This window comes from Aminobacter aminovorans (genome assembly GCF_900445235.1).
In the GTDB taxonomy this organism is placed as follows: Bacteria; Pseudomonadota; Alphaproteobacteria; order Rhizobiales; family Rhizobiaceae; genus Aminobacter; species Aminobacter aminovorans.
This window is the reverse complement of record NZ_UFSM01000001.1, coordinates 960,793-976,304: the sequence shown is the minus strand read 5'-3', so window position 1 is coordinate 976,304 and position 15,512 is coordinate 960,793. Positions and strand designations below refer to the sequence as shown.

The 15,512-nt window shown below is 64.0% G+C and carries 16 protein-coding genes; 7 read left to right on the top strand and 9 right to left on the bottom strand.

Translation table 11 applies throughout. The features are described 5' to 3' along the window. Positions 1-89 precede the first annotated feature (89 nt). Positions 90-2,747, bottom strand: coding sequence for a DNA translocase FtsK (locus tag DY201_RS04760; protein ID WP_115730214.1), 2,658 nt, complete (start codon positions 2,745-2,747; stop codon positions 90-92). 255 nt (positions 2,748-3,002) lie between these two features. On the opposite strand from DY201_RS04760, the gene DY201_RS04755 reads away from it, so the two are divergent. The 3 genes from DY201_RS04755 to DY201_RS04745 all read left to right on the top strand — a co-directional run bounded on the left by DY201_RS04755 (position 3,003) and on the right by DY201_RS04745 (position 4,801). Beyond that, positions 3,003-3,254 (top strand): DUF1344 domain-containing protein, encoded by a 252-nt coding sequence (locus DY201_RS04755; RefSeq protein ID WP_245431894.1) that lies wholly within the window; start codon positions 3,003-3,005, stop codon positions 3,252-3,254. A gap of 134 nt (positions 3,255-3,388) precedes the next feature. Continuing rightward, a complete protein-coding gene (locus DY201_RS04750; protein WP_115733591.1) occupies positions 3,389-3,808 on the top strand; it encodes a hypothetical protein in 420 nt (139 codons plus the stop codon). A 186-nt stretch (positions 3,809-3,994) separates the two neighbouring features. After that, entirely contained in the window at positions 3,995-4,801 is an 807-nt protein-coding gene (locus tag DY201_RS04745; protein ID WP_115730213.1) for a sulfotransferase family 2 domain-containing protein, read from the top strand. 159 nt (positions 4,802-4,960) lie between these two features. On the opposite strand, the gene DY201_RS04740 is transcribed toward DY201_RS04745, so the two are convergent. The 3 genes from DY201_RS04740 to DY201_RS04730 all read right to left on the bottom strand — a co-directional run bounded on the left by DY201_RS04740 (position 4,961) and on the right by DY201_RS04730 (position 7,806). Beyond that, positions 4,961-6,343, bottom strand: coding sequence for an ammonium transporter (locus tag DY201_RS04740; RefSeq protein WP_115733590.1), 1,383 nt, complete (start codon positions 6,341-6,343; stop codon positions 4,961-4,963). Positions 6,344-6,373: 30 nt separating this feature from the next. Next, positions 6,374-6,712 (bottom strand): P-II family nitrogen regulator, encoded by a 339-nt coding sequence (locus DY201_RS04735; RefSeq protein ID WP_055975214.1) that lies wholly within the window; start codon positions 6,710-6,712, stop codon positions 6,374-6,376. A 221-nt stretch (positions 6,713-6,933) separates the two neighbouring features. After that, a complete protein-coding gene (locus DY201_RS04730) occupies positions 6,934-7,806 on the bottom strand; it encodes an acyl-CoA thioesterase (RefSeq protein ID WP_115730212.1) in 873 nt (290 codons plus the stop codon). A gap of 92 nt (positions 7,807-7,898) precedes the next feature. Here DY201_RS04730 and DY201_RS04725 point away from each other — a divergent pair, with 92 nt between their 5' ends. Beyond that, positions 7,899-9,161, top strand: coding sequence for a ubiquinone biosynthesis hydroxylase (locus tag DY201_RS04725; protein ID WP_115730211.1), 1,263 nt, complete (start codon positions 7,899-7,901; stop codon positions 9,159-9,161). Positions 9,162-9,194: 33 nt separating this feature from the next. Here DY201_RS04725 and DY201_RS04720 read toward each other — a convergent pair whose 3' ends face one another. After that, on the bottom strand, positions 9,195-9,551 hold the full coding sequence (locus tag DY201_RS04720; RefSeq protein WP_115730210.1) for a YciI family protein: 357 nt from the start codon (positions 9,549-9,551) through the stop codon (positions 9,195-9,197). A 187-nt stretch (positions 9,552-9,738) separates the two neighbouring features. Here DY201_RS04720 and DY201_RS04715 point away from each other — a divergent pair, with 187 nt between their 5' ends. Then, positions 9,739-10,164 (top strand): OsmC family protein, encoded by a 426-nt coding sequence (locus tag DY201_RS04715; protein ID WP_115733589.1) that lies wholly within the window; start codon positions 9,739-9,741, stop codon positions 10,162-10,164. A 42-nt stretch (positions 10,165-10,206) separates the two neighbouring features. Here the strand turns inward: DY201_RS04715 and DY201_RS04710 are convergent, their stop codons facing one another. Then, entirely contained in the window at positions 10,207-11,181 is a 975-nt protein-coding gene (locus DY201_RS04710) for an AraC family transcriptional regulator (protein ID WP_115730209.1), read from the bottom strand. A gap of 185 nt (positions 11,182-11,366) precedes the next feature. Between DY201_RS04710 and DY201_RS28920 the strand changes: the two genes are divergently transcribed. Continuing rightward, positions 11,367-11,519, top strand: coding sequence for a hypothetical protein (locus DY201_RS28920; protein WP_165916118.1), 153 nt, complete (start codon positions 11,367-11,369; stop codon positions 11,517-11,519). Between the two features lie 286 nt (positions 11,520-11,805). Then, positions 11,806-12,924 (top strand): Glu/Leu/Phe/Val family dehydrogenase, encoded by a 1,119-nt coding sequence (locus tag DY201_RS04705; RefSeq protein ID WP_115730208.1) that lies wholly within the window; start codon positions 11,806-11,808, stop codon positions 12,922-12,924. Positions 12,925-13,050: 126 nt separating this feature from the next. Here DY201_RS04705 and DY201_RS04700 read toward each other — a convergent pair whose 3' ends face one another. The 3 genes from DY201_RS04700 to DY201_RS04690 form a co-directional block, all read right to left on the bottom strand. Next, positions 13,051-13,785, bottom strand: coding sequence for a nucleotidyltransferase domain-containing protein (locus DY201_RS04700; protein WP_245432106.1), 735 nt, complete (start codon positions 13,783-13,785; stop codon positions 13,051-13,053). Positions 13,786-14,000: 215 nt separating this feature from the next. Beyond that, entirely contained in the window at positions 14,001-14,639 is a 639-nt protein-coding gene (locus tag DY201_RS04695; protein WP_115730206.1) for a YceH family protein, read from the bottom strand. An 89-nt stretch (positions 14,640-14,728) separates the two neighbouring features. Continuing rightward, positions 14,729-15,508, bottom strand: coding sequence for a succinate dehydrogenase iron-sulfur subunit (locus tag DY201_RS04690; RefSeq protein ID WP_067956123.1), 780 nt, complete (start codon positions 15,506-15,508; stop codon positions 14,729-14,731). Positions 15,509-15,512: the final 4 nt, after the last annotated feature.

The following is a 15,512-nucleotide window of genomic DNA, read 5'->3' as shown; positions in this document are numbered from 1 at the left end:
GTTGTATCGGCACTTAGTAGGGCTGAAGTTTGACATGGTTCACGGCCTCGCGCACTGAACGCGAAAACGTGATCGCCGGTTCCCCGATCCTACATCTTGTCGTCTTCCGTCGGCACCAGAATCTCGCGCTTGCCGGCATGATTTGCCGGACCGACGATGCCCTCCTGCTCCATCCGCTCGATGATCGAGGCGGCGCGGTTGTAGCCGATGCCAAGGCGGCGCTGGATGTAGCTCGTCGACGCCTTGCCGTCGCGCAGCACCACCGAGACCGCCTGGTCGTAGGGGTCGTCCGAATCCTCGAAATTGCCGCCGCCATTGCCGCCACCCTTGCCCGACGGCTCATCCTCGTCCTCGCCGTCATCCTCGGTGATGGCGTCGAGATATTCCGGCACGCCCTGCAGCTTGAGATGGGCGACGACCTTTTCGACCTCTTCGTCGGCGACGAACGGGCCGTGGACGCGCTGGATGCGGCCGCCGCCGGCCATGTAGAGCATGTCGCCCATGCCGAGCAGTTGCTCGGCGCCCTGCTCGCCCAGAATGGTGCGGCTGTCGATCTTCGACGTCACCTGGAACGATATGCGGGTCGGGAAATTGGCCTTGATGGTGCCGGTGATGACGTCGACCGACGGACGCTGGGTTGCCATGATGACGTGGATGCCGGCGGCACGGGCCATCTGCGCCAGCCGCTGGACAGCACCCTCGATGTCCTTGCCGGCGACCATCATCAGGTCGGCCATTTCGTCGATGATGACGACTATGTATGGCAGCGGCGCCAGATCGAGATTCTCGGTCTCGTAGATCGCCTCGCCGGTCTGGCGGTCGAAGCCTGTTTGCACCGTGCGCGAAATCTGCTCGCCCTTCTTCTCCGCCTGGCTGACGCGTGCATTGAAGCCGTCGATGTTGCGCACGCCGACCTTGGACATCTTGCGGTAGCGGTCTTCCATCTCCCGCACCGTCCACTTCAGCGCCACCACGGCCTTCTTCGGATCCGTGACGACAGGCGTCAGAAGATGCGGAATGCCGTCATAGACCGACAGTTCCAGCATCTTCGGATCGATCATGATCAGGCGGCATTCCTGCGGCGTCATGCGGTAGAGCAGCGACAGGATCATCGTGTTGATGGCGACCGACTTGCCCGAGCCGGTGGTGCCGGCGACCAGCACGTGCGGCATCTTGGCGATGTCGACGATGACCGCCTCGCCATTGATGGTCTTGCCGAGCGCCAGCGCCAGCTTCGACTTGGTCGTCTCGAAGTCGCGGCTCGCCAGTATCTCGCGGAGATATACGGTTTCGCGCTTGGCATTCGGCAGCTCGATGCCGATCGCGTTGCGCCCCGGCACGACCGCGACGCGGGCGGCAATCGCGCTCATCGAGCGGGCGATGTCGTCGGCAAGGCCGATGACGCGCGACGACTTGATGCCGGGCGCCGGCTCGAGCTCATACAACGTGACGACAGGGCCGGGACGGACATGGATGATCTCACCCTTGACGCCGAAATCCTCGAGCACGCCTTCGAGCAGGCGCGCATTCTGTTCCAGTGCATCCTTGGACAGCGACGCGTCGCGCACGACATTCTTGGGCTCGGCCAGGAAATGCAGCGACGGCATCTCGAATGTTTCGGCGCCGATCAGCGTTGTCTGTGCCTCGCGCTGGACACGCGCTCCAGGGGCCGGCCTGGGGGCAGGTGCTGCGACACGGGCGGCAGGCGATCCAGCCTCCGGCGAGCGGAAATTCTGCACCTGCGCATTGGCGGCCCGGCGCTCGGATGACACCGGCGGCATGTCGTTGTCATCGTCGCCGAAGACATCCTGATCGTCGGGGTCGATCGAGACCGAGCGCTCCTGCGCCACCATCTGGGCGAAGAATTCGGGCTCGACGCGAGCGCGGCCACCTGTCGTAACGCGCTGTTCGGCGCGCTCCGCCGATTCGACGCGCTCGGCCGCCTGCCGCCAGGCGCTCTCGCGCTTGACCGGCAGCATGTCGTAGCCCTCCAGTTCGCGCCGCTTGGCGGCGCGGCGGCGCATCCAGGCCCGGGCCGACAGCCACCAGTGGGTGATGGCGCCAAGCGCCAGAACGCCCTCGTTTTCGTCCTCGTCCTCGTCGTCGAAGCTGGCAAAGTCCTGCTCGCGCATGTCGGGCTTGGGCTTGGGATTGACCACTGCAAAGCCGTTCTCGCGGTTGAGCAGCCCGGCGCCGAAGGCAAACAGCCAGATCGCCGGCGCAATCAGCAGGACGCCGATGACGGTGGCGATCAGCCCGGTCGGATAGCCGCCGATGAACAGCCCCGGCACCTTGAGCACCATGTCGCCGAACACGCCACCGAGGCCAGTCGGCAGAGGCCAGGTCGGCGGTGCGCCGACACAGCCGGCAATGGCCGCGCCAAGAAGTGCCGATCCGAACCAGACCAGGCCGCGCTTGGGCATGCGGTCGACGCCGCGTGCTGTGACGAACAGCACACCCCAGATCACCGCCGGCATCAGGGCAGCGACAGAGGCAAGGCCGAAGAACTGCATCGCGAGATCGGCGAACACCGCACCCGGATAACCCATGGCGTTGGTGACGGGATTGTCGGTGGCATGGCTGAAGCTCGGGTCGGCAACGTTCCAGGTGCCGAGCGCCGCCAGCCCGAAGGCAACGAAGGCAAACAGGCCCAGGCCCGCAGCGCGGCCTGCCTGCCGTCGCGCGAATGCCTGAATGCCTTGCCCCGTCTCGGTCAGCGCGAGCGGTGAGGAAACCCCAGAACGCATGCCTCGTCCCCGTCCATTGATGCCATGGCCCGCATGCGGACGCATGGCGGGCAGATTCGTTTGTCAGACTATCGGGCCGAAGGTTAAGGCGGCATTAAGGTTAAGCCATTGTTCACGCAGCAGACGCTTCGACGATCTTGCGAGTCCCTGCAAAGAGTCGCCTTCGCTCCTCAGGCTCCGGGCGTTTTTGATGCAACCATCCCAACCGCATGGCGTTGCGCTTACCGGAAGGGACAACACCCAAGGAGAAATAGAATGAGAAAACTCATTTTGGCACTTGGTGCCGCCGCCTTCATGATGGGTGCGGCCTGGGCCGCAGCGGCCGATGGCGTGATCAAGGAGTTCAACAAGGACACCCGCATGATCACGCTAGAGGACGGCAAGACCTACACCGTCCCGGCTGACGTGGCACTTCCCGCCGATCTGGCGGCAGGCATGAAGGTGTCGATTACCGTTGCCGATGACGATGCCACCAAGGTGACCGCCGTCATGACGTCGGCGATGTAACGACGCCCGACGTGGCTCGCAGAAACCCCGTCCCGGCAGGGCGGGGTTTTTGCATGTCCAGGGTCAAAACGGGCTTGCCGCAGAGGCTGCAGCGCCATAGTTTTCAATATTAGGAAAATCTAATGGAGGCAGCGATGAAGCACCATAGCATCGAGCAACTGCAGGCCTTCGCAGACATCCAGCCACTTACCCCCTATCTGCCGATGACGCGCACCGAGCGTCTCGAGCGCTGGGCGCAACTGCTAGAGGATCAGCCGGAACGGCGCCTCGGCACGCTTTCAGGAACCGAATATGCCCCGCGCGCCGAACGACTCGCCATGCGCGTACCGGGCTCGCCCATCACCGTTGCATTCGAGGACCCTGCCTTCCGGGCAGCCGGCCTTGAAGACGACAGCTACGGCGCAGCCAAGCGCTTCTTCGACCTGTCCGACCGGCAGTTGCACAACATCGTCTGCTATTGCCATTTCGGCGACGCGGTCAGGGGTGCAAGTGCCGCCCGCCGCGTCCGCGCGGCGATCAGCATGTGGACACGCATCCGGGCATTCTTCGCCTGAAGGCCCGCAAAGAGATCGGCCAGCATTCTTGCGAGGGCCCGGCTGAACCGGGCCCCGAAACCTGTCTCGGCTGCCCAAGGGTGGACACATTAGGATGCACACATATAATCAACTGACCGGGCAACGACCCGGATCGCGCGACGCACCTCCGTCGCTTTGCCCCCTCGGAATCAAGCCAGGAGCCAGATGCCGACAGGATTGAGATTCTTCGACGCCACCTACTATCCCGTACCGAAGAGTGGCAGCAGCAGCGTCAAATATCTGCTCATGCAGGTAGCCGGCGCGCATCAGGCGCTCGACAATCCCGACGACGACGTCCACCACCACCTCGGCACCAATCTGGTCGATCCTTTTCGGCCGATGCACAATGCCGACGCCAAGCCCTTCACGATCGTCAGGGACCCGGTCGAGCGGCTGTTGTCGGCCTATTTCGACCGCGTCGTCAAATCCAGGCTGCTGGCCGGCGACGAGACTGACAGCGAGCTGGCGCGTCAGCTCGGCCTGTCGCTCGAACCGGATCTCGAGACCTTCATCCTCAAGGTCGAGGACTATTGCCGCATCTGCGCCGACGTCCGCTTCCACGTCGCCTCGCCGCGCTACTTCCTCGGCAGTAACCTTTTCCTGTTCGACCGGGTTTTCAAGCTGGAGAAGACCGACCAGGTCGCAGCCTACATCAGCGAAATCGTCGGCCAGAGCGTGTCGATGCCGCACATCCACGTCTCCAGCGGACAGGCCGGCCCATCCGACCTGTCGCCCGCGGCCCTCGCCAAGGCGCTGCGCTTCTGCCGCTACGACTACGCTTTCCTCGTCGATCTCTACGATGCCGGCCGCTGGGGTACCATTCCGCGCGGCACAAGGCGCGATCCATCGACGTTGAGCGTCTACCGCGATCCGGCGAGATACGAGGGCGACAGTTACCCCCGCACGCCGCGCAATCTGCGCAACTTCCTGAGCAAGCGCCCCCTCGATCCGGCCTTGCCCAAGGCCGACTAGCCTCCAGACAAAAAGGAGGCCCGGATTGCTCCGGGCCTCAAAGCGTAGCTGCCTTGCGAGCGGCCACGACGGGATTTGGGAGGATGTTGCGCGGCCAGGACATCGGCCGCGCGGCGCCGGGGCACGATCCCTAGGGGGAGGACCGCGCTCCAACAGGCATCAGGAGTGGTAAGCCACTTCGCCATGCGAGGTCAGGTCGAGACCCTGGCGTTCGGCTTCGACAGTCGGGCGCAGGCCGACGAGCAGATCGACCAGCTTGTAGATCACCAGCGAGCCGATGCCGCACCAGATGACCGTCACCGACACAGCGAGGAACTGCGTCCACACCTGGCCGCCGATCGACATTTCGCCGTAGCCGATGCCGCCCAGCGCCTTGGCATTGAAGACGCCGGTGCCGATGGCGCCGACAATGCCGCCGACGCCGTGGATGCCGAACACATCGAGCGAATCGTCGTAGCCCAGCTTGATCTTAACCACTGCCACGAAGAAGTAGCAGATCACCGAGGCGATCGCGCCCAGTGCGATGGCGCCGACCGGGCCGACGAAGCCGGCAGCCGGTGTCACCGCAACGAGGCCCGCCACCATGCCGGAGGCCGCACCCAGCATCGACGCCTTGCCGCGGGCAACGACTTCGATGATCACCCAGGCGAGGATCGCGCCGGCAGTGGCGGTGAATGTGTTGATCATGGCCAGGGCTGCGCCGCCATTGGCTTCGAGGTTGGAGCCGGCATTGAATCCGAACCAGCCGACCCACAGGATCGAGGCGCCGACCATGGTCAGCGTCATTGAGTGCGGAGCCATGTTGTCCTTGCCGTAGCCGGTGCGCTTGCCGATCACCAGCGCGCCGACCAGGGCAGCGATGCCTGCATTGATGTGCACGACGGTGCCGCCGGCGAAATCAAGCGCGCCCCAGCCATAGATCAGGCCATCCGAATCCCAGACCATATGGGCGATCGGGAAGTAGACGACCGTCACCCACAGCGCCACGAAAAGAAGCACAGCCGAGAACTTGATGCGCTCGGCAAAGGCGCCGACGATCAGCGCCGGCGTGATGCAGGCAAAGGTCATCTGGAAGACGATGAAGACGTATTCGGGGATGACGATGCCCTTGGTGAAGGTCGCCGCCATGCTCTCGGGCGTCACGCCGGCAAGGAATGCCTTTCCGAGGCCGCCCCAATACGGGCTAGGCGCGTCGCCAAAGGCCATCGAGTAGCCCCAGAACGTCCAGATCACGATCACCAGCGCCACGATCATTGTGCACTGCATCAGCACCGACAGCATGTTCTTGGCGCGCACCAGGCCGCCATAGAACAGCGCCAGGCCCGGCAGTGCCATGAACAGCACCAGCAGCGACGAGGTCAGCATCCAGGCGACGTCGCCTTTTTCCATGACGTCGGCGGGCGCGGGCGCGGCTGCAGCGGCATCTGCTGCCGCGGGTGCGGCTTCCTGGGCGAAGGCCACGACCGTTCCCAGGGCGGTCAGCGCAAGCGTACCGACAAGGGCCGTCCGCGCTGCCGTCTTCAATGAGGTTGGAATTTGCATTGAGGTCTCCATGAGAATTGGTTGGCCCGCTCAGAGCGCGTCAGTGTCGGTTTCGCCGGTACGGATACGCACGGCTTGGTCGATGCCGAAGACGAATATCTTGCCGTCGCCGATCTGGCCGGTCTTGGCGGCACCGGTGATCGCTTCCACGGCCTTGTCGACGAGGTCGGTCGAGACGGCGACTTCGATCTTGATCTTGGGCAGGAAGCTCACGGCATATTCGGCGCCGCGGTAAATCTCGGTATGTCCCTTCTGCCGTCCGTAGCCTTTGACTTCGGTGACGGTCAGGCCCTGGATGCCGACATTGGTCAGCGCTTCGCGTACCTCGTCGAGCTTGAACGGCTTGATGATAGCCATCACGATTTTCATCAGGTTTCACCCCTTGCTGATGCGGGTCCCCCGCGTTGCAGACGTCGCCAGCGGACCCGAAGACCACCGGTGAGTGACCAAGGCTATTCAAGCTCCGTGCCAGTTTGCCCCGGCACAAGCCAACCGTCTGAAATTTAAGGAAAATGTGCTGGACGCAAGCGACTTCCTTCGCAGGCGCAGCAAAGCATCTGCTCACGGAATGTGCAAATTATCCAAAATGCCTATTTCGTAGGCTTGGTGCGCAGGCGTATCAGCCCTTCCTGTGCCACCGAGGCGACCAGCGTGCCGTCCTGGGCATAGAGCGCGCCCCGCGTGAAGCCGCGCGAACCCGAGGTCGACGGGCTGTCCTGGGTGTAGAGCAGCCAGCCGTCGAGCGAATGCTCGCGATGGAACCACATGGCGTGGTCGATGCTCGCCGCCTGGATGTCGGGATCGAAGATGCCGCGACCATGGGCAAAAGTTGCCGTATCGAGCAGCGTCATGTCGGAAAGATAGGCAAGCACCGCACAGCGCAGTGCGCGGTCGTTCGGCACCGGCCCCGTCAGGCGGATCCACACCTTCTGCAGCGGCGGCAGCTTGTCCCGGCTCGAATAATGCTCGGCATAGACGGGCCTCAGTTCAAGCGGCCGCTCCTTGGCCCAGAACAGCCTGATCTGCTCGGGCACATGGGTTGCTTCCTGCAGCAGCTCGCGCTGCGACTTCAGCTCTTCCGGCGGCGTCACGTCGAGCGGCATCGGCATCTGGTATTCCAGGCCCTGCTCCTCGACCTGGAACGACGCTTCGAGAGAAAAGATCGCATGGCCGTGCTGGATCGCCACGACGCGCCGCGTGGTGAAGCTTCCTCCATCGCGGATGCGGTCGACTTCGTAGATGATTGGCACGGTGATGTCGCCGGGGCGCATGAAGTAGCCGTGCAGCGAATGCACGTGCCGGTCCGCGTCAACGGTGCGCTGTGCCGCCACCAGCGCCTGCGCAATCGTCTGGCCGCCAAACACGCGCTGCCACTGAACCTGCGGGCTGCGACCACGGAACAGGTTGTGTTCCAGCTTCTCGAGATTGAGAATGCTGAGAAGCTCTTGTATTCCGGCCGGCATGCTTTCCCCTTTTCGGGACGAAGTATACCCGGTTTCCAGCAGGAAGCCCCCGTCGAGTCAAGGCGGGAAGCCTAGCCGTAAAGGACGCCGCCATGGTCACGCGCGAATCTGACGACAAGAAATCGACGCAGCTCGACGTGCTCGTCGCCGGCGCCGGTTATGTCGGCCTCGCCACTGCCGTCTCGATCAAGCAGGCGCGGCCCAATCTGCACATCGCCATCGTTGACGCAGCGCCCGCCGAGGTCTGGCGCAAGGACGGGCGCGCCTCCGCCATCGCCGCCGCCGCCTGTCGGATGCTCGACCAGCTCGGCTGCTGGGAAGAGATTTCGCCCGAGGCGCAGGCGATCAACGACATGATCATCACCGATTCGAAGAGTGCCGACCCGGTCCGTCCGGTCTTCCTCACCTTCGACGGCGAGATCGGCGCCGGCGAACCTTTCGCCCACATGATCGAAAACCGGCTGCTCAACGGCGCCCTGCGCCGCCGCGCCGCCGAACTCGGCATCGACATCATCGAAGGTGTTGCCGTCCAGGCCTTCGAGGCCGCCATCGCCGGCGCCAAGGTCCATCTTGCCGACGGTATCAGCATCGACACGCGCCTTCTCATCGCCGCCGACGGCGTCAACTCCAAGCTGCGCGATATGGCCGGCATCAAGACGGTGCGCTGGGAATACGGCCAGTCCGGCATCGTCTGCACTGTGGTGCACGAACGCCCGCATGGCGGCCGCGCCGAGGAGCATTTCCTGCCGGCCGGCCCTTTCGCAACGCTGCCGCTCAAGCCGACGAAGGATGGCACCAACCGCTCGTCCATCGTCTGGACCGAACGCACCGAGGACGCCGACAAGCTTGTCTCGGGTGATCCGTTCGTCTTCGAGATCGAGCTCGAGCAGCGCTTCGGCCTCAAGCTCGGCGAGATCCGCGTCGAGGGCAAGCCACGTGCATGGCCACTCGGCCTGACCCTGGCGCGCGCCTTCGTGGCCCCTCGCTTCGCCCTTGCCGGCGACGCGGCCCACGGCATCCATCCGATCGCCGGCCAGGGCCTCAATCTCGGCTTCAAGGATGCCGCAGCACTTGCCGAAATCATCGTCGAGGCCGATCGTCTCGGCCAGGACATCGGCGCGCTCGACGTGCTCGAACGCTACGAGCAGTGGCGCCGCTTCGACACCGTGCGCATGGGCATCACCACCGACGTGCTCAACCGACTGTTTTCCAACGACATCGCCCCCGTCCGCGCCATCCGCGACATCGGCCTCGGCCTCGTCGACCGCGTGCCGCGGCTCAAGGACTACTTCATCCGCCAGGCGTCGGGCCTGACGGGCGAAACTCCCCGCCTGCTCAAGGGCGAGGCGATCTGACGGCGGCAGTTCGCCATCCAGGTAGCTACAGCATCAGGCACCGGGAATGTCGTAGATCGGCCTGACCTCGACCTTTCCCATCGCCGCCAGCGGGATGTTCGAGGCGATCTCCACGGCCTCGTCGTGGTCTGTCGCCTCGATCATCACAAAGCCGATCAGCTGTTCTTTCGTCTCGGCAAAGGGCCCATCGGTCACCAGCCTCTTGCCGGCGCGCCGCATGACGGTTTTCGCCGCCTTCACCGATTGCAGCGCCTCGGCAGCGATCAGGTTGCCCTTGGCTTCAAGCTGCCTGTCATAGGCCAGCGAGTCGGTGTCGAGTTTCTCTTTCTGTTCGGGCGACAGCGTCCCGAACAAGCCCTCTTCGAGATAGACCAGGCAGACATATTTCACCGATGATCTCCTTGAGTTGACCCACGCCACAAGGACGTCCGTGACGAAGACAAGCAGACATTTTGGCGCAAGACTTTTTTCGTGTGGCGATGATTTCCCGGCGACGGGACGCTGGCAGGCGCGCGAGGCAGCGCTATAGTCTCACCCGGTTGCCGCACCGGCCCCGTCAGAAATCATGGAGAACATCATGAACCACAGCGCCAACGCCGTCTGGAAAGGCAATCTGAAGGAAGGTTCGGGAACGCTCGACACCCAGAGCGGCGCGATCAAGGGCCAGCCCTATTCGTTCAAGGCCCGCTTCGAGGACGAAACCGGCAAATCCGGCACCAACCCGGAGGAACTGATCGCCGCCGCCCACGCCGGCTGCTTTGCCATGCAGCTGTCGCACTTCCTCGCCGAAAACGGCACCCCCGCCGACAAGCTCGACGCCAAGGCGGTGGTGACGCTGATCCCCGGCACCGGCATTACCGAAAGCGCACTCACCCTCGTCGGCACGGTGCCGGGCATTGACAACGCCAAGTTCCAGGAACTTGCCACCAAGGCCAAGGAAGGTTGCCCTGTTTCCAAGGCGCTTGGCGCGATCAAGGTCTCGCTGACTGCTAGCCTCGCCTGAACGGCCTTTGGGCGCCGGTCAAGTATCGGCGCCCTCGTCGCCTCAAGCGGCCAGTCCCTCCGCCCGCACTTCCGACGGTGTCGCATCGAACCGACGGCGAAACACCCTGTTGAAATAGGACAGGTCGTTGAAGCCTGCTTCATAGGCGATGTCGGTGATGCTGCGCTGCGCCCACGAGGGATCGGCCAGCATGCGGTGCGCGCGCTTGAGCTTCTGGCCGAGCGCGAATTCGGTGAATGACAGCCCTTCGCTTTCGAACAGCTTCCTGACATAGCGCGGCGACAGCTTGTGTTCGGCGGCGATCGCCTCGGCCGATAGCCCGCGCAGATCGCCCCGCCCCGAGATGTCCGCCTTGATCGCCGCCAGCCTGGCGGCCCGCAGCCCACGCCCCAGCGCCACCTGTTCGGCGTCGCGCTCCGCCCCCAGCGTCAGTGCTGTCAGATCAAGCAGATGGCTAGCCACCATGCGCGCCATGTTGCCCGGCAGCGGCTCGTCCAGCTTCTGCAGTGCAGTGGCATAGGTGATCAACAGCTGCATCGGGCCGTGGCTGATCGGGATCGGCCGCATCATCATACTGGAGACGTCGCCGAGCAGCGGCTGCAGCGCTTTCCTGTCGAAGCGCAGGTTGACATAGGTGAAGCCTGGGCGCGTGACATTGGCGCCAACCCGGCCACCGGGCACGAACATCGCGCAGCCCGGGCGGATGCTCTCGTCCTGGCCGCCAAGCTGCATGTGGCTGCCACCTGACAGCGCGGCGAGCAGGATCACGTCGTCATTGTCGATCATCTCCTTGCTAATGCCGACTTTGATCGGCGAGGCCGAGCCTGTGGCGATGCCCACGCCAGGCAGCAGCCGCACCCGCATGTCCATGTGGACAGGCGCGCCGTCGACCGGCTTGAGATCGGCATTGAGAATGGTGCGGCCATAGACCTCGCGCAGCACGGCAAGCCGCTCCTGCGCCGGGAGATCGTCTGTCAGCACGCGAAAGGAGGCATTCTGCCCATCAGGATTCGTCATTGGTCTACTCAACGATACACAACCAAGGCGGGCAGACGCTCTTTCTATTTCGCGCAGATGAATAGGTCAAGCCCGTACCGCCAGAACCCGAACATGGGGCCGCGCAGTCCAAGAACGGCATCGTCGGCACGTCTAGTTTGCGCTCGCGAATCGAAGTGGTCAGTCCAGCGAACGAGGTAACGGACATGTACCGCCTGCAATTCTGGAAGACGATCGCGGCACTTGCTGCGGCTGGCTTCAACCCGCGCGCCTTCCTCGCCCCAATGGCGTTCGGCGGAAAGCTCCCCGAACCGGCTGAGAAGCGGCAGCCGAAGGAGAACAAGGAACCGAAGGCCTGATCCATGAGGACAGGCCCTGAGGCGCCGGCGCTCGACGCCGGCGGCTGACGGAGTCTGGCTGCAAGGAATGCCAGGGCAGTGGCATTCCGACCAGCCGGCAGGCCGGGCGCGTGGGGGGCAGACCCGCGTCCGGCCACCCCTATAGCTCGCCCCCCGTGTTTTGCGTTTGTTGCGCGGCAAAGCGGCAGCGCGCAACGGGCGGTCGCGCGGCGCCCCGTCTTCGAAACCAAAAATCGCCGAAAATGTTTAGCTTTCGAGGGGACCAGCGCACCCGGGAGGAACCCTCATGCTGAACGTCCTTGAACCGCGTCATCCGCAGCCATCGGTCGCGACCACGCTCGAAATTACCGACATCACTGCAGACATTCGTCATCTCGACGGCTTCGACCATCACGAGCAGGTCTGGCTCGGCCGCGACACGGCACGCGGGCTGACCGCGATCGTCTCGATCCACACCACCGTTCTCGGGCCCGCCCTCGGTGGCACGCGCATCTGGCCGCACACAAGCTTCGAAGCCGGCGTCGTCGACGCGTTGCGCCTGTCGCGCGGCATGACCTTCAAGTCGGCCATCGCCGGTCTGCCGCTCGGCGGTGGCAAGGCAGTCATTATCGCCGACGCCAGGACCGAAAAGACACCTGCCATGCTCGAGGCCTATGCCGAGATGCTCAACACGCTTCAGGGCCAGTACATCACCGCCGAGGACGTCGGTATGACGCTGGCCGACGCCGACTTCCTCGCCGAGCGCGCGCCCAATGTCAGCGGCACCACCAAGGGCGGCAGCGGCAACCCCTCGCCCTTCACCGCCGAAGGCACCTTCGTCGGCCTCAAGGCGGCACTTCGCCACCGCACCGGCAGCGACGATCTCGCCGGCGTCCGCGTCGCCGTCCAGGGCCTCGGCTCGGTCGGCTGGTCGCTGTGCCAGAAGCTCCACGCCGAAGGTGCCGTCCTGACAGTCTGCGATCTCGATGCTGTCAGAACCGCCCGCGCCGTCGAGACCTTGGGCGCAACCGTCGTGTCAGGCGATGCGATCATCGCAGCCGACGTCGACATCTTCGCGCCCTGCGCACTGGGCGGCATCCTTTCTGCCGACACCATTCCGCTGCTCAAGGCGAAGATCGTCGCCGGCGCCGCCAACAACCAGCTGGCTACCGCCGAGGACGGGCAGCGCCTCGTCACGCGCGGCATCCTCTATGCCCCCGATTACGTCATCAATGCCGGCGGCGTCATCAACGTCGCCGCGGAGATGGCCGATGGCGGCTACGACGTCGCAACCGTCACCCCGCGCGTCGCCCGCATCGCCGACACGCTGACCGCTATCTTCCAGCGCGCCGACCGCGAAAGCCGCACCACCGACGCCGTCGCAGAAGTGATGGCCCGCGAGATCGTCGAAGCGGCAAGGAAGTAGGCGCTCGCTCCCTGCTCCGCTCGCGTCGAGAAGGTGCCGGCAGGCACCGCCGTGCCTCCTCTCCCTCACGAAGTGGGGGGAGAGGCGATTAGGGGAACGTCCTGAAAGCCGATGGCCATGACCCGTTCAGGGTAGCTCTGCCGGCAACATCGCGGGCGCGAGGCGATGGCTCCATATGCGCCAGAAATCATCGACGAGTCGCTCGCTGCCAGGGCGGCGTGACTCGGGCCCATCACGCCATATCTGCGCGCGGGAGAACTCCGTAGCCAGGAACCCCAGAATGGGGGTGGGAACCGGGCCTTCACCGAGTTCTCGCGTCTCGGCCTTGCGCACGATCAATGCCTGAATCGCATCGATGACGGAGGACTCCAGAGGCACCCCGGCGCAAAGGGCCGGGAAATTCATTGGAGCAATTGCCGAGCTCGGATTCTCGTCGAGCCATTTCAAGGCCGTCAACGGACGTAGCGCATAGAATAGCTTCTTCAATGGAACCAGATCCGGCGTCGTCAGGAAGCGGTCGAGCTGATTGGCTGCCAGATGATAGTAGTGCCGGCCGGTCAATGCGCGATCAGCGACTTCGTTGCCAAGCTTCAGGAACGCCTCGCGAAAATCGGTGTCGCATTGGTAGGTCAAGGGCGACGTCAGCCACTCGACCACCACCACATTGCCCTTGAGCAGGAGTTTCAGGGCCTTGGAAAGCTCCCAGCCATTGACGTCAAGGATCGAGGTCAACGGCGTTTCAATGACATCGCGCTCGGGGAACAGCGTGAAGGTTTCGCTGACTGCCCTGACAAATACAAATCGGCAGTCATAGTCGCTATCCGGCGAAGGAAATCCCCAGGCTCGGCTTCCGCTTTCCACAGCCAACGGGATGACACATTGTGTTGGCGTTCGATGTCGACCAAGCGGCTGTCGATCTCGGCCACAATTGCCGGATCCATCGATGCTGGAAAATGCCGATCGATCAAACCTGCCCCCTCGCACGCCCATCATTGCCGAGCGCTATAGCAGATGTGACGGATCAAGGTCGACCAGGCGCCTGGCAGTTCTTATCGCCAGCAGGCGTTCCGCCCCGCCTATGCGCCGACAGCGTCGAGCCGCGCCTTGAGTGCCGCCACTTGCTCTTCCAGGAGCCGAACGCGCTCCTCGAGTTCCGAGACAACGGATGAAGCGGTGCTCGGTGCTCGGCTTGGCACGACAGCGGCGACATCGACGTCACCGGCCAGAAGATGCGCAAAACGATCTTCGCGCTGACCGGGTGCGCGGCCGATCTCCTTGACCAGCGCAGGCCTGCGGCCGATCAGCATGTCGAGCTCGCCACGCAAAGCGTCGGCATCGGCGAAGTTCGCCATGCGCTCGGCGCGAGCCTGCAATTCGTAGACGGTCTGCGGTCCACGCAGCAGAAGCAGCCCGATCAAAGTGCTCTGGTTGCGCGTCAGCGAGAATTTCTGCGCCATCTGATGTTCGTAACGTTCGACGCGTGAGGCGAATTGCTGTTTCGCCAGCCCCTTCGCCTGTAACGTGCCGAGTGCCCGCGTGACGTCAGCGATCTCCAGCGCCATCACCGGCTCGCGCGACGTCTTCTGGTTGGCGGCGGCAACCAGCGCGTTCGACGTCATCGGGTAGACGTCGGGCGTCAGTTCCTTCTTCTCGATCAGGCAGCCGAGCACACGTGCTTCGACCGGAGTGAGATGAGGAAGGTCTGTGTCGGTCATATCAGCTGTCACCTCAGCCCCGCCGTTCCACCATCAGCTGTCGATTTCGGCTGCCGCGACGCAGCAGGCACGCAGCCGAAAACCGATGGCTAAACCCGGCGCTCCACCATCATCTTCTTGATCTCGGCGATCGCCTTGGCCGGATTCAGACCCTTTGGGCAGGTCTGGGCGCAGTTCATGATCGTGTGGCAGCGATAGAGCCGGAACGGATCCTCGAGATTGTCGAGGCGCTCGCCCTTGGCTTCGTCGCGGCTGTCGATCAGCCAGCGATAGGCCTGCAGCAGCACGGCCGGGCCGAGGTAGCGGTCGCCGTTCCACCAATAGCTCGGGCACGAGGTCGAGCAGCAGGCGCACAGGATGCATTCGTAGAGGCCGTCGAGCTTCTGGCGGTCCTCATGGCTCTGCAGCCATTCCTTGGCCGGCTCGGGCGACACCGTCTTCAGCCACGGCTCGATCGAGCGGTGCTGGGCGTAGAAGTTGGTGAGGTCGGGCACCAGATCCTTGACGACCGGCATATGCGGCAGCGGGTAGATCTTCACCGCGCCGGAAATGTCGTCGCAGCCCTTGGTGCAGGCGAGCGTGTTCGAGCCGTCGATGTTCATCGCGCAGGAACCGCAGATGCCTTCGCGGCAGGAGCGGCGCAGCGTCAGCGTCGGGTCGATCTTGTTCTTGATGTAAAGCAGCGCGTCCAGCACCATCGGGCCGCAATCGTCGACATCGACGAAGTAGGTGTCGATGCTCGGGTTCTCGCCATCGTCGGGCGACCAGCGGTAAATCCGGTACTCGCGCAGATTGGTCGCACCCTCCGGCTTCGGCCAGGTCTTGCCTTGCTTGATCTGCGAGTTCTTGGGGAGTGTTAGTTCGACCACGATC

What these genes read in the sequence shown, in the direction of transcription:
- DY201_RS28920 (WP_165916118.1), top strand. Translation starts at nt 11,367, where the DNA reads ATGTACCGCCTGCAATTCTGGAAGACGATCGCGGCACTTGCTGCGGCT.
- DY201_RS04710 (WP_115730209.1), bottom strand. Translation starts at nt 11,181, where the DNA reads ATGACGAATCCTGATGGGCAGAATGCCTCCTTTCGCGTGCTGACAGAC.
- DY201_RS04725 (WP_115730211.1), top strand. Translation starts at nt 7,899, where the DNA reads ATGGTCACGCGCGAATCTGACGACAAGAAATCGACGCAGCTCGACGTG.
- DY201_RS04750 (WP_115733591.1), top strand. Translation starts at nt 3,389, where the DNA reads ATGAAGCACCATAGCATCGAGCAACTGCAGGCCTTCGCAGACATCCAG.
- DY201_RS04740 (WP_115733590.1), bottom strand. Translation starts at nt 6,343, where the DNA reads ATGCAAATTCCAACCTCATTGAAGACGGCAGCGCGGACGGCCCTTGTC.
- DY201_RS04695 (WP_115730206.1), bottom strand. Translation starts at nt 14,639, where the DNA reads ATGACCGACACAGACCTTCCTCATCTCACTCCGGTCGAAGCACGTGTG.
- DY201_RS04735 (WP_055975214.1), bottom strand. Translation starts at nt 6,712, where the DNA reads ATGAAAATCGTGATGGCTATCATCAAGCCGTTCAAGCTCGACGAGGTA.
- DY201_RS04730 (WP_115730212.1), bottom strand. Translation starts at nt 7,806, where the DNA reads ATGCCGGCCGGAATACAAGAGCTTCTCAGCATTCTCAATCTCGAGAAG.
- DY201_RS04705 (WP_115730208.1), top strand. Translation starts at nt 11,806, where the DNA reads ATGCTGAACGTCCTTGAACCGCGTCATCCGCAGCCATCGGTCGCGACC.
- DY201_RS04760 (WP_115730214.1), bottom strand. Translation starts at nt 2,747, where the DNA reads ATGCGTTCTGGGGTTTCCTCACCGCTCGCGCTGACCGAGACGGGGCAA.
- DY201_RS04745 (WP_115730213.1), top strand. Translation starts at nt 3,995, where the DNA reads ATGCCGACAGGATTGAGATTCTTCGACGCCACCTACTATCCCGTACCG.
- DY201_RS04715 (WP_115733589.1), top strand. Translation starts at nt 9,739, where the DNA reads ATGAACCACAGCGCCAACGCCGTCTGGAAAGGCAATCTGAAGGAAGGT.
- DY201_RS04755 (WP_245431894.1), top strand. Translation starts at nt 3,003, where the DNA reads ATGAGAAAACTCATTTTGGCACTTGGTGCCGCCGCCTTCATGATGGGT.